Source organism: Mycobacterium sp. NGS61 (assembly GCF_059812325.1).
In genome coordinates this window covers 92,076-118,465 of the sequence record NZ_JCALCL010000011.1, presented here as the reverse complement: position 1 = coordinate 118,465, position 26,390 = coordinate 92,076, and the positions used below count along the sequence as shown (strand labels likewise).

General features: G+C 66.3%; 23 protein-coding genes. 10 read left to right on the top strand and 13 right to left on the bottom strand.

What is annotated here, in order from left to right; all coding sequences use genetic code 11:
• Positions 1 to 20: 20 nt before the first annotated feature.
• Positions 21 to 2,021, bottom strand: a complete 2,001-nt coding sequence (locus AC5Y3Z_RS20775) for a PE domain-containing protein (protein ID WP_463824304.1) — start codon at positions 2,019 to 2,021, stop codon at positions 21 to 23.
• A gap of 243 nt (positions 2,022 to 2,264) precedes the next feature.
• Between AC5Y3Z_RS20775 and AC5Y3Z_RS20770 the strand changes: the two genes are divergently transcribed.
• Entirely contained in the window at positions 2,265 to 2,828 is a 564-nt protein-coding gene (locus AC5Y3Z_RS20770) for an FKBP-type peptidyl-prolyl cis-trans isomerase (RefSeq protein WP_463824303.1), read from the top strand.
• Here the strand turns inward: AC5Y3Z_RS20770 and AC5Y3Z_RS20765 are convergent.
• A complete protein-coding gene (locus AC5Y3Z_RS20765; RefSeq protein WP_463824302.1) occupies positions 2,787 to 3,266 on the bottom strand; it encodes an SRPBCC family protein in 480 nt (159 codons plus the stop codon). The two genes, AC5Y3Z_RS20770 and AC5Y3Z_RS20765, sit on opposite strands and share 42 nt — an antisense overlap.
• 91 nt (positions 3,267 to 3,357) lie before the next feature.
• Between AC5Y3Z_RS20765 and AC5Y3Z_RS20760 the strand changes: the two genes are divergently transcribed.
• The 3 genes from AC5Y3Z_RS20760 to AC5Y3Z_RS20750 all read left to right on the top strand — a co-directional run bounded on the left by AC5Y3Z_RS20760 (position 3,358) and on the right by AC5Y3Z_RS20750 (position 6,230).
• A complete protein-coding gene (locus AC5Y3Z_RS20760; RefSeq protein WP_463824301.1) occupies positions 3,358 to 4,311 on the top strand; it encodes a GGDEF domain-containing protein in 954 nt (317 codons plus the stop codon).
• A 65-nt stretch (positions 4,312 to 4,376) separates the two neighbouring features.
• Positions 4,377 to 5,300: a class I SAM-dependent methyltransferase gene (locus AC5Y3Z_RS20755; protein WP_463824300.1), complete on the top strand. Its 924-nt coding sequence runs from the start codon at positions 4,377 to 4,379 to the stop codon at positions 5,298 to 5,300.
• Positions 5,301 to 5,381: 81 nt separating this feature from the next.
• Positions 5,382 to 6,230 (top strand): aldo/keto reductase, encoded by an 849-nt coding sequence (locus tag AC5Y3Z_RS20750; RefSeq protein WP_463824299.1) that lies wholly within the window; start codon positions 5,382 to 5,384, stop codon positions 6,228 to 6,230.
• 16 nt (positions 6,231 to 6,246) lie between these two features.
• On the opposite strand, the gene AC5Y3Z_RS20745 is transcribed toward AC5Y3Z_RS20750, so the two are convergent.
• From AC5Y3Z_RS20745 to AC5Y3Z_RS20725, 5 genes are all read right to left on the bottom strand, one after another.
• Complete coding sequence (locus tag AC5Y3Z_RS20745) at positions 6,247 to 7,482, bottom strand: osmoprotectant NAGGN system M42 family peptidase (RefSeq protein ID WP_463824298.1); 1,236 nt, start codon at positions 7,480 to 7,482, stop codon at positions 6,247 to 6,249.
• Between the two features lie 102 nt (positions 7,483 to 7,584).
• Positions 7,585 to 8,661, bottom strand: coding sequence for a M42 family metallopeptidase (locus AC5Y3Z_RS20740; protein WP_463824297.1), 1,077 nt, complete (start codon positions 8,659 to 8,661; stop codon positions 7,585 to 7,587).
• Entirely contained in the window at positions 8,662 to 10,164 is a 1,503-nt protein-coding gene (gene zwf, locus AC5Y3Z_RS20735) for a glucose-6-phosphate dehydrogenase (protein ID WP_463824296.1), read from the bottom strand.
• A gap of 44 nt (positions 10,165 to 10,208) precedes the next feature.
• Positions 10,209 to 14,135 (bottom strand): ATP-dependent RNA helicase HrpA, encoded by a 3,927-nt coding sequence (gene hrpA / locus AC5Y3Z_RS20730; protein WP_463824295.1) that lies wholly within the window; start codon positions 14,133 to 14,135, stop codon positions 10,209 to 10,211.
• Between the two features lie 28 nt (positions 14,136 to 14,163).
• Complete coding sequence (locus tag AC5Y3Z_RS20725) at positions 14,164 to 14,478, bottom strand: hypothetical protein (protein WP_463824294.1); 315 nt, start codon at positions 14,476 to 14,478, stop codon at positions 14,164 to 14,166.
• A gap of 117 nt (positions 14,479 to 14,595) precedes the next feature.
• Between AC5Y3Z_RS20725 and AC5Y3Z_RS20720 the strand changes: the two genes are divergently transcribed.
• Entirely contained in the window at positions 14,596 to 15,237 is a 642-nt protein-coding gene (locus AC5Y3Z_RS20720; protein WP_463824293.1) for a cutinase family protein, read from the top strand.
• Between the two features lie 7 nt (positions 15,238 to 15,244).
• Here the strand turns inward: AC5Y3Z_RS20720 and AC5Y3Z_RS20715 are convergent, their stop codons facing one another.
• The 3 genes from AC5Y3Z_RS20715 to AC5Y3Z_RS20705 all read right to left on the bottom strand — a co-directional run bounded on the left by AC5Y3Z_RS20715 (position 15,245) and on the right by AC5Y3Z_RS20705 (position 18,049).
• Complete coding sequence (locus tag AC5Y3Z_RS20715) at positions 15,245 to 16,597, bottom strand: PPE family protein, SVP subgroup (protein ID WP_463824292.1); 1,353 nt, start codon at positions 16,595 to 16,597, stop codon at positions 15,245 to 15,247.
• A 206-nt stretch (positions 16,598 to 16,803) separates the two neighbouring features.
• Positions 16,804 to 17,238, bottom strand: coding sequence for a hypothetical protein (locus tag AC5Y3Z_RS20710; RefSeq protein ID WP_463824291.1), 435 nt, complete (start codon positions 17,236 to 17,238; stop codon positions 16,804 to 16,806).
• A 1-nt stretch (position 17,239) separates the two neighbouring features.
• On the bottom strand, positions 17,240 to 18,049 hold the full coding sequence (locus AC5Y3Z_RS20705; protein WP_463824290.1) for a 1-acyl-sn-glycerol-3-phosphate acyltransferase: 810 nt from the start codon (positions 18,047 to 18,049) through the stop codon (positions 17,240 to 17,242).
• Between the two features lie 310 nt (positions 18,050 to 18,359).
• Between AC5Y3Z_RS20705 and manT the strand changes: the two genes are divergently transcribed.
• Genes manT through mmpH form a run of 3 tightly spaced genes read left to right on the top strand, consistent with a single transcriptional unit; the run spans position 18,360 to position 21,425 of the window.
• Positions 18,360 to 19,616 (top strand): MMP alpha-(1->4)-mannosyltransferase, encoded by a 1,257-nt coding sequence (gene manT / locus AC5Y3Z_RS20700; protein ID WP_463824289.1) that lies wholly within the window; start codon positions 18,360 to 18,362, stop codon positions 19,614 to 19,616.
• Positions 19,610 to 20,368, top strand: a complete 759-nt coding sequence (locus AC5Y3Z_RS20695; RefSeq protein ID WP_463824288.1) for a class I SAM-dependent methyltransferase — start codon at positions 19,610 to 19,612, stop codon at positions 20,366 to 20,368. The genes manT and AC5Y3Z_RS20695 overlap by 7 nt, the downstream gene beginning before the upstream one ends.
• Positions 20,355 to 21,425: an MMP endo-(1,4)-3-O-methyl-alpha-D-mannosidase gene (gene mmpH / locus AC5Y3Z_RS20690; protein ID WP_463824287.1), complete on the top strand. Its 1,071-nt coding sequence runs from the start codon at positions 20,355 to 20,357 to the stop codon at positions 21,423 to 21,425. Before AC5Y3Z_RS20695 ends, mmpH begins: the two co-directional genes overlap by 14 nt.
• On the opposite strand, the gene AC5Y3Z_RS20685 is transcribed toward mmpH, so the two are convergent.
• The 3 genes from AC5Y3Z_RS20685 to AC5Y3Z_RS20675 form a co-directional block, all read right to left on the bottom strand.
• The gene (locus tag AC5Y3Z_RS20685) at positions 21,426 to 22,082 is read right to left on the bottom strand and encodes a class I SAM-dependent methyltransferase (RefSeq protein WP_463824286.1); all 657 of its coding nucleotides are present in this window, start codon (positions 22,080 to 22,082) and stop codon (positions 21,426 to 21,428) included.
• A gap of 94 nt (positions 22,083 to 22,176) precedes the next feature.
• A complete protein-coding gene (locus tag AC5Y3Z_RS20680) occupies positions 22,177 to 22,455 on the bottom strand; it encodes a hypothetical protein (protein ID WP_463824285.1) in 279 nt (92 codons plus the stop codon).
• A 106-nt stretch (positions 22,456 to 22,561) separates the two neighbouring features.
• On the bottom strand, positions 22,562 to 23,425 hold the full coding sequence (locus tag AC5Y3Z_RS20675) for a cyclopropane mycolic acid synthase family methyltransferase (RefSeq protein ID WP_463824284.1): 864 nt from the start codon (positions 23,423 to 23,425) through the stop codon (positions 22,562 to 22,564).
• 233 nt (positions 23,426 to 23,658) lie between these two features.
• Between AC5Y3Z_RS20675 and AC5Y3Z_RS20670 the strand changes: the two genes are divergently transcribed.
• Together AC5Y3Z_RS20670 and katG are read left to right on the top strand one after the other, a co-directional pair.
• Positions 23,659 to 24,093, top strand: a complete 435-nt coding sequence (locus AC5Y3Z_RS20670; protein WP_463824903.1) for a Fur family transcriptional regulator — start codon at positions 23,659 to 23,661, stop codon at positions 24,091 to 24,093.
• Between the two features lie 35 nt (positions 24,094 to 24,128).
• On the top strand, positions 24,129 to 26,366 hold the full coding sequence (gene katG, locus AC5Y3Z_RS20665; RefSeq protein ID WP_463824283.1) for a catalase/peroxidase HPI: 2,238 nt from the start codon (positions 24,129 to 24,131) through the stop codon (positions 26,364 to 26,366).
• The last annotated feature ends 24 nt before the right edge of the window (positions 26,367 to 26,390 follow it).

The window sequence follows — 26,390 nt, the reverse complement described above, 5'->3', positions numbered from 1 at the left end:
ATGAACAGGGTCGAGAAGCCTTAGATGAACGGGTTCAATATCGGCGGGATGATCTGGTTACCGGTCACCCCGGTGAACCGGACGTAGATCTGGGCGGGGATGTTCAGCGTCTGATAGACGCCGGCACCGACCCATGACACCGGTAGCCGTAGGAAGTCGGGTACCGAATCGACGATCCCTTGAATCGGGTCGTACACGTAGTACGGAATCGTGGCTGCGACGGTTCGCGAGCCGAGACTCAAGTTCGTCAAGACGTCCGGGTAACCCTGGGCGGCGAAGTCGGCGCTGATCACGCTGTACAGGTTGGTCTCAAACGGAGTGGTGCTGATAGTGGGATTCACATAGGTGCCATCGAAGACGCTCGACGTCAGAGGCGCGCCCTGCATGTATGCCGGCGGCGCAATGTTGAAGGTATCCATGACTGTCGGCGTGGTGCTGACGATCTGCCAGGAATTATTGATCCACCCGTCGTGGACATCGTTGTACGCCTGGTCCCACATGAGGAAAGACGCTGTCTCCACGGGAGATTGGAAGCCGTGACCGATGCCGGCGATGTTCGTATCGGTGTGACCGTGATCGGTGACGATGAGGACGTTCCATTCCTCGCCACCGTTGGCTGGGTTAGCCTCCCACGCGCTGACTGCCCCGAGCAGGCCAGTGCCAGTGCCGGGTCCAGTGGTGTCGTAATGACCCAGAAGGCTGTCCATCTGTCGAACGGCCGCGGCGTACTCCGGGGAGGCACCACCGTATGCGTGCCCCATTTCATCGACACCGACGTAGTACGAGAAGATAAGATTGCCCTGATCGCTATCGGCGGCCTGAATTGCGGCAATCGTCTTGCTTTGGACTTCTGCCTGCGACGCCGTCCAGTACGGGTCATTGGCACCCTGCGGAACAAATGTGATGTTGTCCGCGCGGATCGAGCCGGCGCCCGCGATATCGGTGATCACCGGCCAGTTCCCGATGACCGTGGTTTCGATACCTTCCCCATAGGCACCCTCGAGCTGGTTGTAAATGGTCGGCCAGTTGTCGTAGGTCCAGGGGGTGAAGACATTGTTGGTCACACCCGCGGTCTCGCTCCACACGCCGGTGTTAATGGTCGTCCACGACGGGTTGGAGACGCTGGTATGCCCGACGACAGTGGAGGCGGAAGTAGTGCTGTTCAGCATGAACTGGCGGAAGTTCACGTTCGCCGGGTCGGCCAGGATTCTGGCCAGGTTGGTGCCGTCCGTGCCGATCAACAGGAAGTTCGCATCGGGTGTCGCCATAGCGAATTCCTTGGCGGTTTGGAGATCGAAAACGGTGATCACGGACCCCGGGTTGCCGGTCGCGCCCGGCGAGCCGAACAAGAAAGATCCGCTGCCGCCGGGTCCACCGGCGCCGGGGGAAATGGTTGTCGGAGTTGCCGAGCCGAAAACGGCGCCGCCGAACCCGCCCGTACCGCCCGCTCCACCATTGCCCCAGAACAACCCGCCGGTCCCGCCGGCGCCGCCCACACCGCCGCGCAATCCACCGGTGCCGCCCGCTCCCCCGTTACCAAAGAACCCGGCATTGCCGCCGCGACCGCCGGCCTGCCCCGGCGTACCTGACCCGCCCCGTCCCCCGTTTCCCCAGAGGATCCCGCCGTCTCCACCGGCTTGCCCGGTGCCGTTGACACCGTTGTAGCCGTCACCGATCAACGGGCGGCCCAGGAAGAAGTTCGTCGGCCCGTTGATCACGTCGAGTGCCATCTGCCCGACGTTGGCGGCCTCGGCGGTGGCGTAGGCGTTGGCGCTGGTGGTCAGCGTCCGCAGGAACTGCTCGCCGAATGCCGCCGCCTGGGCGTTGATGGCCTGGTACGCCTGCCCGTGCGTCGAGAACAACGCCGCGATCGACTCGGACACTTCATCGCCGGCGGCGCTCAGCAGCTGTGTGGTGGAGGCCGCCGCCGCCTGGTTCGCGGTCTGAACGGCCGATCCGACCCCGGCCAAATTAGTGACTGCGGTGGCAAACAGGTCTGGTGATGCGAAGACATAGGACACCGGCGTGTCTCCCTCTCGGTACAAAACGCTGCGTTGCTGAGTCGTCCGACTTCCGGAGCGTATCGCTGCTCTGCACCGAACGGGACGTTTTGTTGACATTTGACCTACGTGTCATGGCGGACATCGAATAACGCCGAATTGGGCTCTGCGTCAGCCGCTTTTGACACAGCGGGGTCAGGTCGCGGACTGCTGAGCGGGCCGCAGCGACTCGTCGCGCAGGACCACGGTGACCGAGGCGGTAACGTGACCGCCGTGAAATCCTCCCCGGCGTATTACGCCGTCGCGCTCGCAATCGCATGCTTCCTCGCAGCTGTTGTCCTGCCCTCAGGCACGGCGACCGCCGCCGACTCCTGCCCCACCGCAGCCCCACCGGCCGGAGCGGCGCCCGACTGGACGCTGGCCGGAACCACCGGCAGCATCGCCGTCACCGGACCGACGGATGCGACTGCTCCGCGGGTGACCGTGACCGGGCCGTTCAGCGTCGCCCAAACCCAGGTGCACACCCTGCGGGCCGGGGACGGACCGGTGGCCTCGGCCACCGCGCGGGTCTCAGTCTGCTACCTGGGCGTCAACGGACGTGACGGATCGGTCTTCGACAGCAGCTACGACCGGGGCGCCCCGGTCAGCTTCTCGCTGCTAGGAGTCATCCCCGGCTTTCAGAAGGCCATTACCGGACAGAAGGTCGGTTCCACCGTCGCCGTCGCAGCGACCCCGGCGGACGGCTACCCCGAGGGTCAGCCCAGCGCTGGAATCCGTCCGGGCGACTCACTCATCTTCGTCATCAAGATCCTCAGCGCCGCCGGCTGAGCCGCGGGCGACCGCGAGCACCCGCTTGCGCACACCTCCGGTCGCCGATTGCATCAACCAATTGGTTCCTTTGCGGACCAGAAAACCCGGCACCGGCGCCGAAAGATCGACCATGAGCTCCAAGCGCAGTCGAGTGGAGTCACCTTCGGGCGTCAGGACGTAGCGGCCTTCTTGGGCGCGTAAGTAGTTGCCGCTCAACAATGTCCAGCTCAAACCGTCGTCGTGAAAGCGGTAGGCCATCACGTGCTCGTCACTGGCACCCAACACCTTGACGGTCTGACGGACCTTGCTGGGCAGGCCTTTCTCGTCCCGCTCCAGGATCTCGACCTTGTCGTGCAGTGCCGACCAGGACGGCAACGCCTCGAGATCCATCAACACGTCCATGACCTGATTCGGCGACGCTGGAATTACGACTTCGCGGGATTCGGTGATTGCCATCGGCACAGCCTGTCATCTCACCGGATGAGCGTCAGCGTAGCTCGGCGCGCTGATGGTGAATGCCCCGCGCGTCGGCATTTATTCTTGACCGGTGTCCTGGCAAGCGGACCCGCAGCCGTCAGCGCGACGATGGCATCTGATCGGCCTGGCCGGCTACCTCGGCATGCTCGGTATCTATGCTGCCGCGGCGTCGCGGGTCACCGCGGACCACAACGACGATCGTTTGCACTGGCTGCTGGGCGCCGCAGCGTTGATGGGCATCGCCGGTGCGCTGCTCGGCTGGCTGCGGGGGTGGCAGGAGCGACGAACGATGCTGGTGGCATGGCCGGTGGCGGGGATGATTGTCACCATTCTGGCCGGCTGGTTGGAGCCGCACGCCACCCGTGATTTTCCGGGCACCATCACGATTGCATTCGCCTATATCGGCCTGACCCGGCCGCGTTGGACCTCGTTGAAAATTGTCCCGCTCGGCATTGTGGCGTTCCTCGCTGGGGGCGGCAAAGCCTTCCCCGGCGCGCTGCCCGCAGCGATCCCCCCGGCGATCATGTGGATGCTGGTCGCCGAGGTCCCGGCCTGGCTCATCGACCGGCTGGAACAACAGAGCAAACTGCTGCGCAAGATCGCGCAGACCGATGCCCTCACCCAACTACTCGATCGCAGCACGCTGGGACCCCGGTTGTCGATGCACGCCAGCGAATCGGCGGTGGTCCTGCTCGACCTCGACAACTTCAAGCGCTACAACGACCGTCACGGCCACGAAGCCGGCGACGAACTTCTGGTGTCCTTCGCCGACGCGCTGCGCTGGTCGGTGCGCAAGGACGACGTCGTCTTCCGCATCGGCGGCGACGAATTCCTGATCATGCTCCTCGGGGCCGATCGTGCCCAGGCTGAGCAGGTCGTTGACCGGCTTCGCAGCCATTGGTCCGAGGTGGGCGGCCAGGTCGGGTTCAGCGCCGGGATCGCTGCTGGGGAGCAGGATCTGCTGCGACTGGCCGACGAGCACATGTACGCTGCCAAACGCTCCCGCGGCCTGCCCACGGAGTGAGCGGCGGGCGCCCGACGGCGATTAGGCTGGCGAAGTATTCCATAGCCCGCGACGGGAGAAAACGTATGTCGTCTATTGGTTCGGCACGCTCTGATGGGGACAGTTGGGACCTGGCTTCCAGTGTCGGCGCGACTGCGACGATGGTGGCCGCCGCCCGCGCGCTGGCTTCCGCCGACCCGGATCCGCTGCTCGACGATCGCTTCGCCGAGCCGCTGGTGCGTGCGGTCGGGCACCCTTTCTTCACCCGGATGTTGGACGGTGAGATCCCGCTCGACGACGTCGACATGCCGATGGACTTTCAGCAGCGGCGCGAGCAGATGACGGTGCGGACCAGGTTCTTCGACGACTTCTTCAGCGCCGCAACCGCTGCCGGCATCCGTCAGGCGGTGATTCTGGCGGCTGGGCTTGACGCCCGGGCCTACCGGTTGTCCTGGCCGATGGGAACAGTGGTTTTCGAAGTCGACCAGCCCGATGTCATCACCTTCAAGAGCGTCACCCTGGCTCAGATCGGCGCTGAACCAACGGTGGAACGCCGTCCGGTGGGGATCGATCTGCGCGAAGACTGGCCTACCGCATTGGCGGACAACATGTTCGACGCCTCTCAGCCGACAGCCTGGATCGCCGAGGGGCTGCTCCCCTACTTGCCGCCCGACGCTCAGGACCGGCTACTGGACAACATCACCGCGCTCAGCGCCCCCGGCAGCCGGCTGGCGACCGAAAACATCAAAGACATGAGCGTTTTCACCGACGAGCGGGCCCGCGCCATGCGCAGCAGCTGGCGCAAACACGGACTCGACATCGACGTCGCCGAATTGGTGTGGCTCGGCCCGCGACGGCAGGCCGGTGAGCATCTGGCGGCCACCGGTTGGACGGTCACCCACCACTCCACCGAGCAGGTGTATGCCGAATACGGTTTCGTGGTGCCGGACAACGAGATTCTTGCGGAGTTCCGTCAGGCCGTTGGTTATGTCAGCGCGGAGTTGGGCTGACGGGTGCTCGTCGCACGCCGGTGTTGTGATTCGCGCTGAAGTGGGCATCCCGTCCTCAACCGCACTAGGAGGATCCAGCACATGAGCCATGTCCCGTCCATCAACCTCAACGACGGGCACACGATCCCGCAACTGGGTTTCGGCGTCTTCCAGATCGAGCCGCAGGAGACGGCGGCCGCGGTCCGCTCCGCCCTGGAGGTGGGATACCGCCACATCGACACCGCGCAGATGTACGGCAACGAAAAAGAAGTGGGCCAAGGCATTCGCGATGCGGGCCTGGACCGCAGCGAGGTGTTCGTCACGAGCAAACTCAACAACGGCTATCACCGACCCGACGACGCACGCCGCGCCTTCGACGAAACGCTGTTGGCACTGGGCTCGGACTACGTCGATCTGTTCCTCATCCACTGGCCGCTGCCGATGCTGTACGACGGTGATTTCCTGGCCACCTGGACCACGCTCGAAGAGTTCGCCCGGGACGGGCGCGCCCGTAGCATCGGTGTGTCGAACTTCCAGCCGAATCATCTGGACCAGTTGGCCGCCGGATCGCAGACCGTACCCGCGGTGAACCAGATCGAGGTGCACCCCTACTTCACCAACGACCAGGTCCGCGCCTACGACCTGGAGCACGAGATCGCCACTGAGGCCTGGTCACCGATTGCTCAGGGCAAGGTCCTCGACGATCAGGCGATCGTCGGAGTCGCTCGCGCAGTTGGCAAATCGCCCGCGCAGGTGGTGTTGCGCTGGCACATCCAGCGCGGCGACATCGTATTCCCGAAGTCGGTCAACATCGACCGGATGAAGTCGAACTTCGACATCTTCGACTTCGAACTGAGCGGTGACGACATGACCGTGATCAGCGGGCTGGATCGCGGCGAGGACGGCCGCACCGGGGCGCACCCCGACGAGTTCGACTACATCCCGGACTGAGCGGTTCCCGGACGCCTCAGCTCTGCGGGCCCACCGAGGGCGGCCAGTGCGTGCCCGGCGAGGCGTCGCCGGGTTCGGCGTGCTCACCCCGCGACAAGGGCACCCACTGCTCGCTCGGCGCAGGTTGCTTCGACGACGGGAAGTCGCGCAGTTTGCCCGACGGCTTGGCGTCCCACTGGGCGAAGGTCAACGGCGTCTGCAGCCAGGCGTGCAGCAGGTTGTACACCGCCTCCAGGGAGTCCATGTGGGTTCGCTCCCAGCCGTGGCTGCCGTCCAGGCCGAAGCCGACGAGCGCGGCCCGGGTGCCGGCTCCCGCCTCGATCGCCGCGGCGGCGTCTGATCGGTAGTAGCGGAACACGTCTCGCGCGTACGGTATCTCGCAGCTCTCGGCGAGCCGGCACAGTTTGCGGGTCAGGTGATAGTCGAACGGTCCGTGCATGTCGGCCATCGGGATCGTCACGCCGTCCTCGAGGGAATGCTGGCCGGGCGCGCACACCGCGTTGTCGACGGACACCAGTTCGGCGGCGTCGGCGGGCAGGCCGTGACTGGCGCCGTGGCCGACCTCCTCGGTGATGGTGACCATGATGGTGGTGCGGTGCGGCAGCACCACCTCGTTCTCAGCGAAGTTCTTGGCCAGCGCGAGCGCGACTGCGACGCCCGCCTTCCCGTCGAGGTGACGGGACACGATGAAGCCGTCGGCGGTGAGTTCGGGACTGGTGATCATGGCGACGAAATCGCCGACGTGCAGGCCGAGCCGGACCAGGTCTTCGCGCGAGGACACCTTGCGATCCACGCGGACCTCGACGTGCTCCCAGTCGGTCGGCTGGGTGTCGATCTCGTCGCCGAACGCGTGCCCGCTGGCTTTCAACGGCAGCACCGTGCCGGTGATGAACTCGTCGGGATCGTCGATGAAGATGCGGACCCGGGCACCGGCGGCGAACCGCGCGGAGAACGTGCCGACCGGGACCAGCTCCAGGCGACCGTTGTCCTTGAGCCTGCGGACCATGCAGCCGATGGTGTCGGCGTGCACCACCAACGCCCGGTCGGTGGTCTTGGACTTCCCGGCCAGTTCCGCGGTGAGCGCTCCGCGCCGCGTCAGGGAGAAGGGCACCCCGAATTCGTCGAGGATGCCGCCGATCAGTTGCATCACCGCGTCGGTACGTCCCGACGGGCTCGGTGTCTGCAGCAGCGCGAGCAGCGTGTCGATCATCCACGCGCGATCGGCTTCGGCCATGGCCGCCTTGTGGACCACGCCGCCTCCTTCCAGATTGTTTGGACTCGTGTTCAACCTAGCGGTGTTTCGCATCGGCCGATTGCCGAGGGCGGGCACCGCGACTCGGCGCGGCGTGCCGCGCTACGTCTGTGCGCGGGTTGGTGGCCGCGGCTCCACCAGAAAGTCCACGACGATGGCGGCCATGTCTTCAATTGCGTTGCGCGCCATGACTTCGAAGCCGTGAGTGCTCAGCGTGGGCAGGCACAGCAGCCCGGCGCGCGGAGTCAGGCCGTAGGCCTTGGCGTGGGAGGCGTCGGACTCGAACGCCCCGAGCGCGGCCGCCTGGGGCGTCAATCCGTGGTCGGCGGCGATCGCCATCAGCCGGTCGGCGACGTCCTTGTCGTAGACGCACAGCGCGTCGCTGTAGCCGACAATCGGGCCGCCGGTGACGCTGGTCCCGTATTCCGCTTCGGTGGGTCCGACCTCCAGCGCGAGGGTGAGCGTGCCAGGCAGTGTGGCGCTGGCGTAGGACCCGCCCACGCCGCCGATCTCCTCGTTGGTGGTGAATACCAGATAGACGTCCGCAGCGGGCCGTTGCCCGTCGGAGTCGAGTCGGCGCGCGGCGAGCAGGAGCGCGGTCACCGCCGCGCGGTCGTCGAGGAAATAGGAGCCGAGGTAATCGCCGACGTCGACCAGGGTTCGCTTGCTGCGGTCGACGCAGATCCGGGTGCCGGGGTGTACGCCGGCGTCGGCGAGTTCGGCCGGACTTCGGCCGGTGAAGACATAAACGTGCTGCCAGTCCAGCGCCCGGTCGCCCTGATCGGGTTTGGTCTCCCAGATTCGCCGGCTTTCCTTGGTGGTGTGCTCGGAACCGAGGGTGAGCACCGCGGTGAACGTCTCGTTGTCGCCGAGCACCGCGACCGGACCGAGCCCGAAGTTGCCCGGATACATCGTCCCTAACTGCGTCAGGTGCAGGGAGCCGTCGGGTTCGACGCGCTTGACCAGCATGGAGAGTTCGTCCATGTGGGCCATCACCTTCGTGGCGGGTGCCCCGCCTCCGGCGAGGTAGCCGACCAGGTTGCCGGCGTCGTCGGTCCACATGTCGTCGACGTGGGGTTGCAGCTCACGGGCACAGATCGTCCGTACTGCTTCTTCCTGACCGCACGGCCCGTACGCCCACAGGAGTTCCTGCAGCAGTTCGGCGGTCGAGTCGGGCACCTACGTCCCCTTGCGTTCGCGCCATTCCCGTTCGAACGGCAACCGCCACGCGTTGGGTGCGATCAACTGGTGAATGGCGTTTGGTCCCCACGTGCCGGCCTGGTACATCTTTGCCGGCGGTGGGTCGTCGAGCAGATCCTGCGAACGCTCCCACAACGATTCGATGCCTTCGGCGGTGGTGAACAAGGTGTGATCGCCGCGCATCGCGTCGAGGATCAGCCGCTCGTAGGCCTCCAGCACGTCCACCACGGTGTCCACCTCCTGGGAGGAGAATTGCATGGACAGCTTGTCCAGCTTCATCCCCGGCCCGGGCCGCTTGCCGTAGAAGGACAGCGAGACCTTGGAGTTGTCGGCCAGATCGAAGGTCAGGTGATCGGGACCCTGGGTTCCCACGCCCGAGCCGGGCGGGAACATGGTGCGGGGAGCTTCTTTGAAGGCGATCGAGATGATGCGGATGCCTTCGGCCAGCTTCTTGCCGGTCCGCAAATAGATCGGCACCCCGGCCCAGCGCCAGTTGTCGATGCCGACCTTGAGGGCGATGAACGTCTCGGTGTCGGAGTCCTTGGCCACCCCCTTCTCTTTGCGGTAACCCGCGTACTGCCCGCGGACCACGTTGGACGTCTTGACCGGCAGCATCGACCGGAACACCTTGTTCTTCTCTTCGCTGATCGCGTACGGTTCCAGCGCCGTCGGCGGTTCCATCACCACGAACGCCATCACCTGGAACAGGTGGGTGACGACCATGTCCTTGTAGGCGCCGGTGTTCTCGTAGAAATTCGCGCGCTCATCCAACCCGAGGGTTTCGGGGATGTCGATCTGGATGTGGTCGATGAAGTTGCGGTTCCAGATCGGCTCGAACAGGCCGTTGGCGAAGCGGAACGCCAGAATGTTCTGTGCGGCCTCCTTGCCCAGGAAGTGGTCGATCCGGAAGATCTGCGATTCCTCGAACGTCTCGTGCACGAAGTCGTTGAGGGCTACGGCGCTGGCCAGGTCGGTGCCGAACGGTTTTTCCATCACCACCCGGGACCGGTCGACGAGATCGGCTTCCCGCAGCGTCGAGATAACGTCGCGCGCCGCCTTCGGCGGGACCGACAGATAGTGCAACCGGCGCACGCCTGCACCCAGGTTCTGTTCGGCACGCGCTACTGCGTCGGCGAGCGCCTCGGCGCCCGCACCCTGCGGCACATACGTGACGATGCGGGCGAAGTCCTCCCACTGTTCGGTGTTGAGTTTGTGGGTACCGAACGAGTCGATCGCGTCCTTGGCGATCTTGCGAAACTCGTCGTCGGTGAGGTCCTCCATGGACGTGGCGACGATCTGGATGTCCGGTGCGAGGTCGGACTGGTCCAGGTAGGCCAGGCCGGGCAACAGCTTGCGCTTGGCCAGATCCCCTGTAGCGCCGAACAACACGATGACATGCGGGTCCAGCGGGTCGGATTCGTGGCGGTGTGGGCGTGCGTCGGCCGCCGGATAGGAGATCGTCTGCGGTTTCTTGGTGGACACCATGGCGATACTTCCATCGCCGCGCTGGCTGCGCAGCAAGCAGGTCAAAAATGGTCCCGCGCGGCGTCGATCGCCCGCAGGATGCGCTGTTCGCTCACCGGGCGGGGCGTGCCGAGTTGCTGGGCCCACAGGCTCACCCGGAGTTCCTCGATCTGGTAGGCGATGTCGCGGACGTCGGCCGCCGCGGCGCGCTCCGGCGGCAGCGTGTGCAGCAGGTCGTCATAGGCGTCTTGCACGGTATGCACCCGTCGCATCCGCTCCTGGTCGGCCTGCACGGCGTGTGGCAACCGGTCGAGACGACGGCTCACCGCGGTCAGGTAGCGAGTCAGGGCACCAAGACGCGAGCGCCCGGTTGCGGTGACGAATCCGGGCGGCAGCAATCGGTCGAGCTGGGCTCGCACGTCGGTGATGGCCGCGGCCTGGGTTGCCGGTGGTTCAGCGGGCAGCGCGAGTTCGACCTGTCGCGCCGCGGACAGGACCGTCTCCACCTCCCGGACGACATCGAGGGTGGCCGTGGCGAGAGTCTGGGAAAGCCGGTCACGCAGTGCCGCGAACGCGGTGCGCGTCCACACCGGCTGGGTGGCCAGTGCGTCGGTGGCGGCGTCGGCGCAGTCGTCGAGCAGTGCGCTCAGCGAACCGTCGGGATTGCTGCCCAGGGTCAGCCGAGTACGTGGATTCAGTTGTCGTTCAACAGTTTTCGCTGGCGATGGGATGCTCAGCCGCAACAGTCGACGTACTCCGGGGCCCAGTGCGGCGCGTTGTTCGACGGCGGTCGGGAAGACGCGTAGCTCGACCGTCGTGCCGGCGTCGACGAACGCAGGAAAGCCTCGCACGGTCCGGCCGCTCACCGCCCGTTCGACGACGGACGGCAATTCGTCGAGGTCGTCGGGCCAGGTACGCAACGCGGTCCGTTCCAACTCGCCTGCGACGGCCCGGGCGACAGCCTGTCGCGCCGGGGCCGCCAACTTGTCCTGCAGCGCCTGGAGGTCCTTGCCGCGGGCCACCTCGGAACCGTCTGCGGACTCGACGGCGAACGTCACCCGCAGGTGCGACGGCAGCGAGCCCACATCGAAGGCATCCACAGGTACCACCACCCCGGTGCGACGACGAAGTTCGCGCTGCAACGCCGGCAGCAGCGGCTCGGTGCCGGCCTCGATACCGGCCAGCACCGCCCGCGCGGTGTCGGGTACCGGGACGAAGTTGCGCCGCAGGTCTTTCGGCAGCGAACGGATCAGTGCGGTGACGAGCTCTTCGCGCAGGGCCGGCACCTGCCAGGCGAACTCGTCGCCACCCAGGCGGGCCAGCACGTCGATCGGCACGTGCACGGTGACACCGTCATCGGCGGCGCCGGGCTCGAACCGGTAGGTCAGCGGCAGCGTCGCATCGCCGGTCCGCCAGGTGCCGGGCCGATCGGCGTCGGCATCGGTCTTGTCGGCGTGCAGCAATTCGTCGCGGGTGAAGGTCAGCAGCTCCGGGGTGCGGTGGCGCTGCTTTTTCCACCACCCGTCGAAATGCCGCGCCGAGACGACGTCGGCGGGAATGCGAGCGTCATACAGCGCGTAGATGTCGTCGTCGCCGACCAGCAGGTCGCGACGGCGTGCGCGCTCCTCGAGCTCCGCCAGCTCAGCCCGCAGCCGGGCGTTGTTGGCGAAGAAGTGATGGCGGGTCTGCCAGTCCCCCTCTACCAGCGCGTGACGGATGAACATTTCGCGTGCCACCGCCGGTTCGACCCGCGCATAGCCGACTCGACGGCGAGCGACGAGCGGCAGCCCATACAGCGTCACCCGCTCGAAGGCCAGCACCTCTCCGCGCTGGGCGTCCCAATGCGGTTCGCTGTAGGTGCGCTGCACCAGATCGCCCGCGACCCGCTCGACCATCTCGGGCTGGATCCGCGCGGCGGTCCGCCCGTACAGGCGGCTGGTCTCGACCAGCTCGGCCACCACCACCCAACGCGGCGGCCGTTTGGCAAGCATCGAACCGGGGGCGAGGACGAACCGGGCGTTGCGCGCGCCCAGATATTCGCGTGCGTCCTCCCGGCGCATCCCCACATGGGACAGCAGACCGGCGAGCAGGGCCGCGTGGATCTGTGCCGACTCCGCCGGCTCGTCGGATTCGGTGATGCCCAGGTCGCGGGCGATGCTGCGCAGCTGCCCGGTCAGATCCTGCCACTCCCGGATCCGCAGGTAGTGCAGGAAATCCTCGCGGCACATGCGTCGGAAAGCATTGCCGGACAGTGTTTTTCGTTGGGCACGCAGATGGTTCCAGAGGTTCAGGTAGGCCATGAAGTCCGAGTGTTCGTCGGCGAACCGGGCGTGCTTCTGACGGGCGGCCTCCGCGCGGTCCGCGGGTCGCTCCCGTGGGTCGGGAATGGTCAGTGCCGCAGCCAGCACCAGCACCTCCCGCACGCACCCCTCGGTCTGAGCCTGCAGAATCATCCGGCCCAGCCGCGGATCGACGGGCAACCGTGCCAGGCGCCGGCCCAGTTCGGTGATCGCACCCTGCTGATCGAACGCGCCGAGTTCCTGCAGCAACTGCACGCCGTCGCGGACACTGCGCCGGTCCGGCGGGTCCAGAAAGGGGAAGTTCTCCACGTCCCCGAGTTGCAGCGCCGCCATCTGCAGGATCACCGCGGCAAGGTTGGTCCGCAGGATCTCCGGTTCGGTGTAGCGGGGGCGGGCCTGGAAATCCTGCTCGGAGTAGAGGCGGATACACACCCCGGGCGCCACCCGGCCGCACCGGCCGGCGCGTTGCGCCGCCGAAGCCTGCGAGATCGGCTCGATCGGTAGCCGCTGTACCTTCAGCCGGCGGCTGTAGCGCGAGATGCGGGCGTTGCCAGGGTCCACGACGTAGCGGATCCCCGGGACGGTCAACGAGGTCTCGGCGACATTGGTGGCCAACACCACCCGCCGACCGGTGTGGGGTGCGAACACCTTGTGCTGTTCGGCGGTGGGCAGCCGTGCGTACAGCGGCAGCACCTCGGTATGACGCAGTCCACCCAAAGCCTCTGCGGTGTCGCGGATTTCGCGCTCACCGGAGAGGAACACCAGCACATCCCCCGGTGGCTCGGTCGCAAGTTCGTCGATCGCATCGAGGATCGCCTCGACCTCGTCGCGGGTCTCGGTCCGCACGATCTCCTGGTCAGGATCATCCGGATCAGCGGCATCTTCGGCGGGCGCTGCGGCGATCTCCAACGGGCGGTAGCGGATCTGCACCGGATAGGTCCGCCCGGACACCTCGACAATCGGCGCAGCGCCACGGGCATCGCCGGCCACGCTGAAATGCGCGGCGAAGCGCTGCGGTTCGATGGTCGCCGAGGTGACGATCACTTTCAGATCAGGCCGGCGCGGCAGCAGCTCACGCAGGTATCCCAGCAGGAAGTCGATGTTGAGGCTGCGCTCGTGGGCTTCGTCGAGGATCAGGGTGTCGTAGCGCAGTAGGCGCCGGTCGCGCTGGATCTCCGCCAGCAGGATGCCGTCGGTCATCACCTTCACCAGAGTGCGGTCGCTGACCTGATCGGTGAACCGGACGGTATAGCCGACCACATCGCCGAGCGGGCTGTGCAGTTCATCGGCGATGCGCTGTGCGACAGTGCGCGCGGCCAACCGTCGGGGCTGGGTGTGTCCGACCGTGCCGCGGACGCCGCGGCCGAGTTCCAGGCAGATCTTGGGTAGCTGAGTGGTCTTGCCGGAGCCGGTCTCGCCGGCGACGACCACCACCTGGTGCTGCCGAATCGCCTCGGAGATTTCCTGGCGCCGGTCACTGACCGGCAGGTCGGGATAGGTGATCGCGGGGACCGCATCCCGACGGGCCGCCACCAGCGCTTCCGCCGCGACCACCTGACTGGCCAGCGCTCGCAGCGCTGCGGGGTTCGCGCCGCGCGAGTTCCGTAACCGTCTGCCCAGGCGCGCCGCGTCGCGGATGGTCAACTCGTCGATTCGGCGGCGTAACTCCGCGGACGTCGGGTCGGCCACTCCGCAGAGGATAGGCCGTCCGGCTCCCCTAGCCCTCCGGCAGCACCGGCCGGCACATATTCATGCCCGGATCCCACCACTCCCCGCTGGCGCACGCGAGCGGCTGCGGTCCCACGCCCAAAGGCCGACACACATTGGCCGTGGGGTCCCACCACTCGCCGTCCGCGCAGGCCAGGGGCTGTGGTCCCACGCCCAGGGGTCGGCACACCTTGCCGGTGGGATCGAACCATTCACCGTCGGCGCACTGCGCCGAGCTGACCGCCGGTGACACGACAGTTACCACCGCCCACGGCGCTGCCACCATGGCGGCGACGGCGACCAGACGACCGAGATTTGTCCACATTGCGCACCTCACATCGCGCTGTTCAGGGTGAATGACGGGATTTTTCCCGTCGCTGCCGAATTCCAAACTCTGCAGCCGCCGACAACTCCTGCGTCGGCGGTATGCCAGGATCGTGGCATGACTGCACGCAGCCTCGCCCGCATCCTCGGTGTCTTCGTCATGGCGACGTGGGCGTTGCTGAGCGTGCCGATCGCCGACCCGACCGCCACCGCCGACCCTTGCGCCGACGTCTCGATCGTCTTCGCCCGCGGAACGCACCAGGAGCCCGGCCTGGGCAACATCGGACAGGCCTTCACCGACTCGCTGACCACGCAGATCGCGGGACGTTCGGTCGAGGTCTACCCGGTGAACTACCCGGCCAATGACGACTACCACACCAGCGCACCGGCCGGCGCCGACGACGCGAGCGCCCACATCCAGGGCACCGTCGACAGCTGCCCGAATACCAAAATCGTGCTGGGTGGTTACTCCCAGGGCGCCACCGTGATCAATCTGGCCAGCAACCAACTGCCGCCCGCGGCGGCGAATCGGGTGGCGGCGATCGCCTACTTCGGCGAGCCGTCCAGCGGATTCTCGTCGGCGTTGTGGGGCGGCCCGTTGCCCACCCTCAACCCCGCCTACAGCGGCAAGTTGATCAGCCTGTGCGCCGCCGACGATCCGATCTGCACCGGGGGCGGCAACATCATCGCCCATGTCTCCTACATCGAGAACGGCATGACCAACCAGGCCGCCACGTTCGCCGCCAACCGGGTGAAGTAACCGGTCCTCAGTGCGCCAGCAGGCGCCGCTTCTGGTCGGTGAATTCGTCGTCGGTCAGAATTCCCGCGTCACGCAGCGACGCCAGCTCGCGCAGCTCGGCGGCGATGCTGGTGATCGGGCCGCCCGCCGGCACCGGCGCCGCGGTCCCCTCCGTCGCGTCCTGGGCTGACACCGCCCCGACCCGCTTGGTCACGCCGCCGACCCGCTCCCGGACGCGCGTTCCCGTCCCGCCCCCGGATCCGGTGGTGGCGGCCATCGCTCGCCCGGCCATCCCGGCCAGGGCCATCTGGCTGAACAAACTTCCGGCGCCGCCGGCCGCCCCCTCGGCCGCCGCGGCGGTCGCCGGTATCGACAGCGTGGCCAGGCGGATTGCCGGCGCGGCCGTGGTCCAGCCCGCCGGCACCGTCAACGCTCCGACCGTCGATGCCTCGCCGATCCCCGCCGCGATGGTCGAACCTGCGACGGGCGGCAGCGGCACCGGGCCCGAGTAGCTCGGTATCCGCGCCGCGCTGCTGACCACGTCGTCGGTGTGCAAACCGACGTAGTAGCCGTCGATGTCGTACGGCAACGCAGCGCCCCCCAGGATTCCGTCCAGGGTCAGACCCGACAGACCGATTTCGGGGTCCACGAAGATGCCACTGAGATCACCGAGGAGGTCGAGCACATCGAGCAGCGACGTCGGGTCGGCGGCCGCGGCGGGACTGGCCAGGCCGGTCAACGCATTGGGCACGGCGGAGAATGCCTGGGCCGCGTTGGACACCGTGTTCTGCACGTTGCCGGCCGAGATTCCGCCGGCCTGGGTGACCGCGGCGGCCTGGGCCGGTAACCCGCCGGGACTGGTGCTGGACTCCGGCCCGCTGAAGGGCTCCAGCATGGTCGCTGCCGCGGCGGCTGCCGCATACCCGAGCATGGCGCCGGTGTCCTGCGCCCACATCTCGGCGTACGCGATTTCGGTGGCGGCGATGGCGGGCAGGTTCTGTCCGAAGAAGTTGGTCGCGATCAGCGACGTCAGCTGGGTGCGGTTGGCGGTGACCACCGGTGGTGGCACCGTCTCGGCAAATGCCGTTTCGTAGGCGACGGCTGCTGCCGTGGCCTGGTTGGCCGTTTGCTCCGCCTGCCGCGCGGTGACCTGTAGCCAGGCCAGGTAGGGGGCGGCCGCGGCCGTCATCGACGCCGACGCCTGCCCCACCCAGGGTCCGGCAGTCAGGCTGGTGAGCACCGACTGGTAGGCGCTCGCCGTCGACTGCAGACCGGCCGCCAAATCGTCCCAGGCCGCGGCGGCTCCCAGCAGCGATCCCGAACCTGGACCGGCGTACATCAGCGCGGAGTTGATCTCCGGCGGCAGCAAGGCGAAATACATGGCGTCCTCCCGGTCGGTGCCGTCGGGTGCCCGCTGAGTGCTTGAGCCGGCGCAAGAATGCAACCACTCAGCGTGTTGTCCGAACACCCAGCAGGTCGCCTGTTGGTCGCACAGGCTTCACCAATAAACCACACAATTGTCCGCCAGCTACTATTGCCAGCGGAAAGTGTTTATTCTCACCTGGGCCGCTGCTCAGGGCCCCTCAGCTATCTGTCGAACTCGAGATGGTGCCGAATCTCCTCGGCCGCGGCCTCCAGATTCCGGTTGACCAGTCCCCGGCCCAGCCACTCGCTGATCCGGGCCACGCCCAATCCGGTGGCGGAGAAGGTCAGGGTCAGAGTCAAGCGGCTCCCGTCGTCTTCCGGCTCGACCAGCGCTGCGAAGGTATGCCGCGTCCCCTGCACCGATCGCCACTTGAGCAGACTGCCCTGGGGCGGGGTGATGAGCACCCGCCCGCCGAGCTGGATGGTGCCGCCGTCCATGAAGACGTCCCACAGTTCGCCGTCGTCGCGCGACTTGATGAAGCTGCAACGGCTGAACGTAGACACTTCCGGGAACAGGCGGCGCGGGTCGGTGACGAAAGCTCCGCTTTCCTCCAGCGGGCACCGGACATGGCGGGCAACCGTGATCGTCTGCGTCATGTCAGCGGACTAACGGCACGATGGTCTTGCTGGCCAATTTGGACAGACCCACCTGCATGACGCTGGTGACGTAGTCGTAGGCGCGGTCCCAATCCGGCTCCTCCCCGAACCGCTTGCGAAGGTCGATCGGGTCCAGCGCCTGCATCCGGATTTTTGCCGGCAGCGGGAAGTGCGGCAGCGGCAGCGGCGACAAACCCCATGGGATGCTCAGCGTCAGTGGCAAGCTCTTCACGCGGGCCAACTTGTCCAGCCGCAGCAGCTGAGCGGTGCGGCGTCCGTCATTGAGTACGAACAACGTGTCGTGGCCGCCCGTCGCGATCACCGGCACGATTTTGACGTTGCACTTGTGCGCCAACCGCAGGAAGCCCTTGCGTCCGGAAAAGACGATCTTGTTGCGATCACGCCAGGGGCGCAGCGCCTCGACGTCGCCGCCGGGATAGACCAGCGCGGAGCCGCCGCTGGTGAAGACCTGCTCGGCGAAAGAGTTGGCCGCCGGAACCACGCCGAGCTTGCGGGTCAGTCCCCCGATGCCGGGGGCGCCGGCGACCGTGTCGTGCGCCAGCGCATAGAGCGGGCGGCCCTCGATGGTGAAGTAGGTGTTGTAGGCGAGCAGGAAGACGAAGGTGTCCGGCGTCGCGCCGCCGCCGCTGTGATTGCCGACGAACAACACCGGCTCGTCGGGGACCTTGTCGAAGCCATGCACCTCGGCGCGGAACCACACCGTCGCGGCCAGCCACAGCGGCGGTAGCACGGCACGGATGAACTCCGGGTCGCGGTGGCGGAGTTCCTCGGGAAGGCGTGGCCGGCTCATCTCGATGAGATTAACCGCGGCGACGGATTCCACGCCCGGTGGTCACCAGTTCCCGGTGCGATGTTCGCACGTCGACGTGGAATGCTGGAAGCGACGCGTGGCATGGCCGCCCTGTGGCCACCCCGCCATGTGATGACATGCGTACGGGACGGCGGATTCCGGAAGGTGGGCAGGTGCGTTTGCGTCGTTTAGCTGACCGAACTATCATCTGGACACATGTCCAGTTTGCTGTCGTGCCGGCCGCGGGTTCGTTGACTGCAATGGGACTGGTGCCCTTCCGTGGCTGGTCGTTGACGGTGAAGGGTTGAGTATGCGAATTGCTCTATTGTCCTACCGCAGTAAGGATCACTGCGGCGGACAAGGCGTCTATGTGCGGCACCTCAGCCGCGGCCTGGTAGACCTCGGCCATCAGGTCGAGGTGTTCTCCGGCCAGCCCTATCCGGAACTGCTGGATCCCCGGGTGCGGTTGACCAAGGTGCCGAGCCTGGATCTGTATCGCGAACCCGATCCGTTCCGGGTGCCGCGGCCCAGCGAGATTCGCGACTCGATCGACCTGCTAGAACTGGCCACCATGTGGACCGCGGGCTTCCCCGAACCCCGGACGTTCACGCTGCGGGTGGCCCGGTTACTGGCCGAGCGGGCCGGCGAATTCGACGTCGTCCACGACAATCAGAGCCTGGGCACCGGTCTGCTCACCATCGCCGAGACGGGGATGCCGGTGGTGGCGACCGTGCACCATCCCATCACCCGCGATCGGGTACTGGATCTCAACGCCGCCAAATGGTGGCGAAAACCGTTGGTGCACAGGTGGTATGGCTTCTCAAGCATGCAGAAGCAGGTAGCGGCCCAGATCCCGGACCTGCTGACCGTGTCGTCGTCGTCGGCGCAGGACATCGTCACCGATTTCGGTGTCTCCCCGGATCAACTGCACGTGGTGCCGCTGGGTGTGAATACCGACCTGTTCAAACCGGTTTCGCTACCACGCCAACCTGGCCGGGTGATGGCGATCGCAAGTGCTGACACCCCGCTGAAAGGTGTCAGCACGCTGCTGCACGCGGTCGCGAAGTTGCGGACGAGTCGCGACCTCGAGTTGCGGCTGGTCGCCAAGGTGGAAACCAACGGCCCGACCCACAAACTGATCGCCGAGTTGGGGATCTCCGATATCGTCCACATCGCCAGTGGGCTGTCCGACGCCGACCTCGCGGCGTTGTTCGCCTCGGCTGAGGTGGCGTGTATTCCCTCGCTCTACGAAGGGTTTTCGCTGCCAGCCGTGGAAGCGATGGCAAGCGGCACTCCGATCGTGGCCAGCCGGGTCGGGGCGTTGCCTGAGGTGCTCGGGACCGACGGCGCGTGCGCGGAGTTGGTGGCTCCGGCCGACGTCGATGCGCTGACTCACGCACTGGGTAGGCTGCTCGATTCACCGGAGCGGCGCCGCGAACTCGGACGAGCGGGACGGGCGCGCGCGGTCAGCGTGTTCAGCTGGGAGGCGGTCGCCGCCCAGACCGTGCGGATCTACGAGCGGGCGATCGCGCGCTCAGCGGTCGCCGGAGGCAGCCCGCAATGCTGACGGTGGATTTCGACCGCCTGGGCATCGGGCCCGCGACGAAGGTCATCGACGTGGGTTGCGGTGCCGGACGGCACGCGTTCGAGGCGTACCGGCGGGGCGCTGACGTGGTGGCCTTCGACCAGAACGAAAACGACCTCCGCGATGTGGACACCATCCTGCGTGCGATGGAGGCGAACGGCGAAGTGCCCGAAGGCGCCTCAGCCAAGGTGGTGCGCGGCGACGCGCTGCACCTGCCGTACGCCGACGGCACGTTCGACTGCGTCATCGCCTCAGAGATCCTGGAACACATTCCCGAGGACGACGGTGCGATCTCCGAACTGGTCCGGGTGCTCAAAGTCGGCGGCACGTTGGCGGTCAGCGTGCCGCGGTGGCTCCCCGAGCAGGTCTGCTGGTGGTTGTCGACGGAATACCACAGCAACGAAGGCGGCCATATTCGGATCTACCGGGCAAGTGCGCTGCGCGACAAGATCATTGGCCGCGGACTGAAGTTGACACATGCACACCACGCGCACGCCTTACACGCGCCGTTCTGGTGGCTCAAATGTGCAGTCGGCGTCTCGAATACCGATCACCCCGCGGTGTCGGCGTACCACAAACTGCTGGTGTGGGACTTGATGCAACGGCCCAAGGTCACCCAGCTGGCCGAAACGGTGCTCAACCCGCTGGTCGGCAAGAGTGTCGCCATGTATTTCAGCAAGCCGCCGGAAGCGGAAAGCGAAGCAGCGCCGAGGTATTCAATTGCGTCGGGATAATCCGCCGGCCGTCGCCGGAATCCTCACCGCCGAGCAGTGCCTGCAGACGGCTGCCTCGATCGCGGCCGCGCAGGAACCCTCAGGCGCCATCCCGTGGTTCGCCGGCGGCCACACCGATCCGTGGGACCACGTGGAGAACGCTATGGCGCTCACCGTGGCCGGACTGCTGGAACCGGCCCGCGCGGCGTTCGACTGGTGTGGTCGCATGCAGCGCCCGGACGGGTCGTGGCCTATTCAGATTCGATCGGGTCACATCGAAGATGCCAACAGCGACAGCAATTTCTGTGCCTATGTCGCCACGGGTGTCTGGCACCACGTGCTGGTCACCGGCGACGAGAAGTTCGCCGCGACGATGTGGCCGGTCGTGCGGAAAGCGATTGACTTCGTCATCGACCTTCAAATCGGGTACGGCGAAATCTGTTGGGCCCGAAGTGAAAACGGTCCCATCCCGGAAGCTCTGCTGACCGGTTGCGCAAGTATCTACCACAGCATCCGCTGCGCGCTGGCACTTGCGGGTTTCATCGGCGACCCGCAACCGGAATGGGAACTCGCGGTCGGCCGGCTGGGACACGCGATCACCGCGCATCCCGAGGCGTTCACTGAGAAAGACCGCTACTCGATGGACTGGTACTACCCCATCCTCGGCGGTGCGTTGCGGGGTCCGGCAGCCGCCCTTCGAATCAGACAACGCTGGGACGACTTCGTGGTGGGGGGCCTGGGAATCCGCTGCGTGCTGGACCGCCCGTGGGTCACCGGCGCCGAGACGTGCGAACTGGTCATGGCCCTGGATGCCATCGGCCACCGGTCGGCGGCGCACCGCCAATTCGGCGCGATGCAACACCTGCGCGAAGCAGACGGCTCCTACTGGACCGGCCTGGTTTTCGCCGACGGCAAGCGGTGGCCCGAGGAGCGGACCACCTGGACGGGTGCGGCGATGATCCTTGCCGCCGATGCGCTTTCCGACACCACACCGGGCAGCGGGATCTTCCGCGGCGATGCCCTGCCGATGGGTTTGCAGACCGATTTCGACTGCGAGTGCGTCGCGACCGGACGGTAGTCAGACCTGCTCGCCGGCTCGACCGCCGATCCGCTCGAGCACCCGCAGCGAGCCCAGCGCACTGATCTCCTTGAACTGGCCGGAATCCAAAGCACGGCAATAGATCTGGTAAGGAGCGCGACCTCCGTCGTTGGGGTCGGGAAATACGTCGTGGATGACCAGGGCCCCACCGGGAGCCACCCACCTGGCCCAACCGTCGAAGTCGCGGGCCGCGGCGGCTTCGGTGTGCCCGCCGTCGATGAACAGTAACTGCACCGGGGCGCGCCACCCGCGCGCGACCACCGGGGATTTGCCGACTACGGCAACCACGTGGTCGTCGAGCCCGGCCGCGTCCAGGGTGCGGCGGAAGGTGGGCAGGGTGTCGAACAGTCCGGTGACCTCGTCGACCAGCGAGGCGTCGTGGTACTCCCAGCCGGCTTGGTGCTCTTCCGATCCGTGGTGATGGTCGATCGTGTAGAGCACGCTGTCCGTCTGTAGGGCCGCTGCGCCCAGCAGCAGCGCGGACTTGCCGCAGTAGGTGCCGATCTCCACGCCCACACCGCCGTCGAGGTAACGCAGAGCGGCGTCGTACAGGGCGCGGCCCTCGTCGGCGGGCATGAAGCCCGGCACCTGGTCGGCAAGGGCGAACAACCGCTGGCGTGCGTCGTCATCACTCATCAGCTGAACCTATCGGTCGCCGGCCGAGTGCTGACGTCGTGGTCGCTTGCTGGCGTGCCGCTATCGGCGCATCGCCTGGACAGCAGTCCGGCGATCAGCCGTGCGGGGCCTCGGAGATCTTGCTGTCCGGCTTGCCCAGCGTCTGGCACCAGGCCTGCGCCGCGGTGCGGGTGGCGGTGATCTCGATGGAGGCCGGCTCGGTGCCGTTCTTGTCCTTCAGCATCTTGCTGACCTCTTCGCTCTGCTTCTTCTCGTCCTGGGAGACGAAGTCCTTGCACTTGGTGTCGCCACCGGTGTTGATCACTTGCGAGGGCGAACAACCGCTGAACATAAGCGCGGCGATGACGAACACAGCAGGTGCGAAGCGCTTCATCTCTGGCCTCTCCGGAGTCGGGGTCGTAGCTACCTATTACACCGGCGCATCCATTTCCAAACGCCGCCCGGTGGTCGCGTCCGCGCGGCAGCGGCCGCGCCGGGCGCTACTTCTCCAGCGTGAACTGGTTGACGTCGATGTAGCCGGTGCGGAAGTTGTCGGCGCAGCCGGTCAGGTACTTCATGTACCGGTCGTAGACCTCTTGGGACTGGATGGCGATTGCCTCGTCCCGGCGTGCCTGCAGTGCCTGTGCCCAGACGTCGAGAGTCTTGGCGTAGTGCTGTTGCAGGGACTGCTGGCGGGTCAGCTGGAATCCCGCCTTGGCCGAATGATCGGCCACCTTGTCGGTGGACGGCAACCGCCCGCCGGGAAATATCTCGGTCACGATGAACTTGGCGAACCGGACGATGTCCATCGTGACGGGCAGGCCGGTGCTGTCGAACTGCTCTTTGTTCAGCGCGGTGATCGTGTGCAGCAGCATCACCCCGTCGCTGGGCAGCAGTTTGTACGCGGTGCTGAAGAAGTCGTCGTAGCGGTCGTAGCCGAAATGCTCGAACGCGCCGATGGATACGATGCGGTCGATGGGCTCGGTGAATTCTTCCCAGCCCTGCAGCAACACCCGCCGGGTGCGCGGCGAATCCATCTCGTCGAATTTCTGCTGCACGTACGCGGCCTGATTCTTGGACAGCGTGAGTCCGACGACGTCGACGTCGTACTTCTCGATGGCGCGGCGCATGGTGGCACCCCAGCCGCACCCGACGTCCAGCAGCGTCATGCCGGGTTGCAGACCGAGCTTGCCCAGCGAAAGGTCGATCTTGGCGATCTGCGCTTCTTCCAGCGTCATGTCGTCGCGTTCGAAATACGCGCAGCTGTAGGTCCGCGTCGAATCGAGGAACAGCTGGAAGAACTCGTCGGACAGGTCGTAGTGTGCCTGCACGTCGTCGAAGTGGGGCGTCAATCGATCGGTCATGGAATCGGGATGCCTTTCAGGCCTGTGCATCGCTCGTGAGGCCGGCAGAGCCCACCGCCGGCTGGCAAAGTGTTCCCACTCGCCATCTGGTCAAACCGGACTCCCTGCCTCGTTTCAATCAGTCACCCTACCGCGCATCGTCGGCCACCGGACTTGACGCGCTGGCCCGACCCGTCGCGACAGCAGCCGACAAACTCTTGACTCAATCCAGATGAGCGCGAAATATGGGCGCTGTGTCCTCAGCCCAGGATTACGCCGAGCAGTTGCGGCGGGCGGATCTGCGCGTGACACGACCCCGTATCGCGGTACTCGAGGCGGTGCGTGACCGTCCGCATGCCGACACCGAAACCATTTTCGCGGCGGTGCGGCGGGGTCTGCCCGATGTTTCCCGGCAAGCGGTGTACGACGTCCTTGGTGCGCTGACCGACGCGGGTTTGGTGCGCAAGATTCAGCCGTCGGGTTTGGTGGCCCGATACGAGTCCCGCGTCGGCGACAACCACCACCACGTGGTCTGCCGGTCCTGCGGGGTGATTGCCGACATCGACTGCGCGGTGGGTCAAGCCCCGTGTCTGACACCGGCTGAGGACAAAGTCTTGGATGGTTTCGTTCTCGACGAGGCCGAAGTCATCTATTGGGGCCTGTGCCCCGACTGTTCGAGTAATTCCTGATCGCAGCCCGATTTATCTAACACGGAAGGAATGTTGTGTCATCCGATACGTCCGATAGCCGTCCACCCCACGCCAGCGACAGCGCCAGCAACAGCGAGAGCGAAAACCCGGCGATCCCCTCGCCCACGCCCAAGTCGGACGCGCCCCGCACCAATCAGGACTGGTGGCCCAACCAGATAGACGTGTCGCGGCTGCACCCGCACTCGCCGCAGGCCAACCCGCTGGGTGAGGATTTCGACTACGCCGCGGAGTTCGCCAAGCTCGACGTCGAGCAGCTCAAGGCGGACCTGATCTCGGTGATGACCACCTCGCAGGACTGGTGGCCCGCCGACTACGGCCACTACGGCGGCTTCTTCATCCGGATGAGTTGGCACGCGGCGGGCACCTACCGCATCTATGACGGCCGCGGCGGCGGCGGTCAGGGACTGCAGCGGTTCGCTCCGCTGAACAGCTGGCCCGACAATGCCAGCCTGGACAAGGCGCGCAGGCTGCTGTGGCCGGTCAAGAAGAAGCACGGCAACAAGATCTCCTGGGCCGACCTGCTGGTCTTCGCCGGCAATGTGGCGCTGGAGTCGATGGGATTCCAGACCTTCGGCTTCGGGTTCGGTCGTCCGGACGTGTGGGAGCCCGAAGAAGTGCTCTTCGGCGAAGAGGACGAATGGTTGGGAACCAACAAGCGCTACTCGGGTGAGCGCAAGCTCGCAGAGCCCTACGGCGCGACGACCATGGGTCTGATCTACGTCAACCCGGAAGGCCCGGAGGGCAAGCCGGATCCGATCGCCGCGGCGCACGACATCCGCGAAACGTTCGGCCGCATGGCGATGAACGACGAAGAGACCGCGGCACTCATCGTCGGTGGGCACAGTTTCGGCAAGACGCACGGTGCCGGCGACGCAGCGCTGGTCGGCCCCGAGCCCGAAGCCGCCCCGATCGAGCAACAGGGCTTGGGCTGGGCCAGCTCCTACGGTAGCGGCGTCGGTAAGGACGCGATCACCAGCGGCCTGGAGGTGGTCTGGACGCCCACCCCGACCAAATGGGACAACAGTTTCCTCGAGACGCTGTACGGCTTCGAGTGGGAGCTGACCAAGAGCCCGGCCGGCGCATGGCAGTTCACCGCCAAGGACGGCGCCGGCGCGGGCACCATCCCCGACCCGTTCGGCGGTCCCGGGCGCAACCCGACGATGCTGGTCACCGACGTTTCGCTGCGCGAGGACCCGATCTACCGGGAGATCACCCAACGGTGGCTGAAGAACCCAGACCAGCTGTCTGAGGCATTCGCCAAGGCGTGGTACAAGCTGCTACACCGTGACCTGGGACCGATCTCGCGCTATCTCGGTCCATGGGTCGCCGAACCGCAGCTCTGGCAGGACCCCGTCCCAGCCGTCGACCATGAACTGGTCGACGAGGATGACATCGCTGCGTTGAAGAGCAAGGTGCTCGGATCTGGACTGTCGGTCCCGCAACTGGTGAAGGCGGCCTGGTCGGCGGCGGGCAGTTACCGCAACACCGACAAGCGCGGGGGCGCCAACGGCGCACGGATCCGACTGGAACCGCAGAAGAGTTGGCAGGTCAACGAGCCGTCCGAGCTGAACGGGACATTGTCCGTCCTCGAACAGATTCAGCAGGACTTCAACTCCTCCGCCACCGGCGGCAAGAAGATTTCGTTGGCCGACCTGATCGTGCTGGCCGGCTCCGCCGCGGTGGAGAAGGCGGCCAAGGACGGCGGTTACGAGATCTCGGTGCACTTCACCCCGGGCCGCACCGACGCCACCCAGGAGGACACCGACGTGGAGTCCTTCGCGGTGCTGGAGCCGCGAGCCGACGGGTTCCGCAACTACGCACGTCCCGGTGAGAAGGTGCCGCTCGAGCAACTCCTCTTGGACCGCGCCTATCTGTTGGGGGTGACCGCACCGGAACTGACGGTGCTCATCGGCGGTCTGCGTGCGCTCGGCGCCAACCACGGCGGCAACAAGCACGGCGTGTTCACCGATAAAACGGGCGTGTTGACCAACGACTTCTTCGTGAACCTGCTCGACATGGGCACCGTGTGGAAGCCGTCGGAAGCCACCGAGAACGTCTACGAGGGGCGCGACCGGTCGACCGGGGAGCTGAAGTGGACGGCGACCGCGAACGACCTGGTGTTCGGCTCGAACTCGATATTGCGTGCGCTCGTCGAGGTCTACGCGCAGGACGACAACGAGGGCAAGTTCGTCGAGGACTTCGTCGCGGCCTGGGTCAAGGTGATGAACAACGATCGGTTCGACGTGAAGTAGCGTCCCCGTTCGGCAACGCAGTGC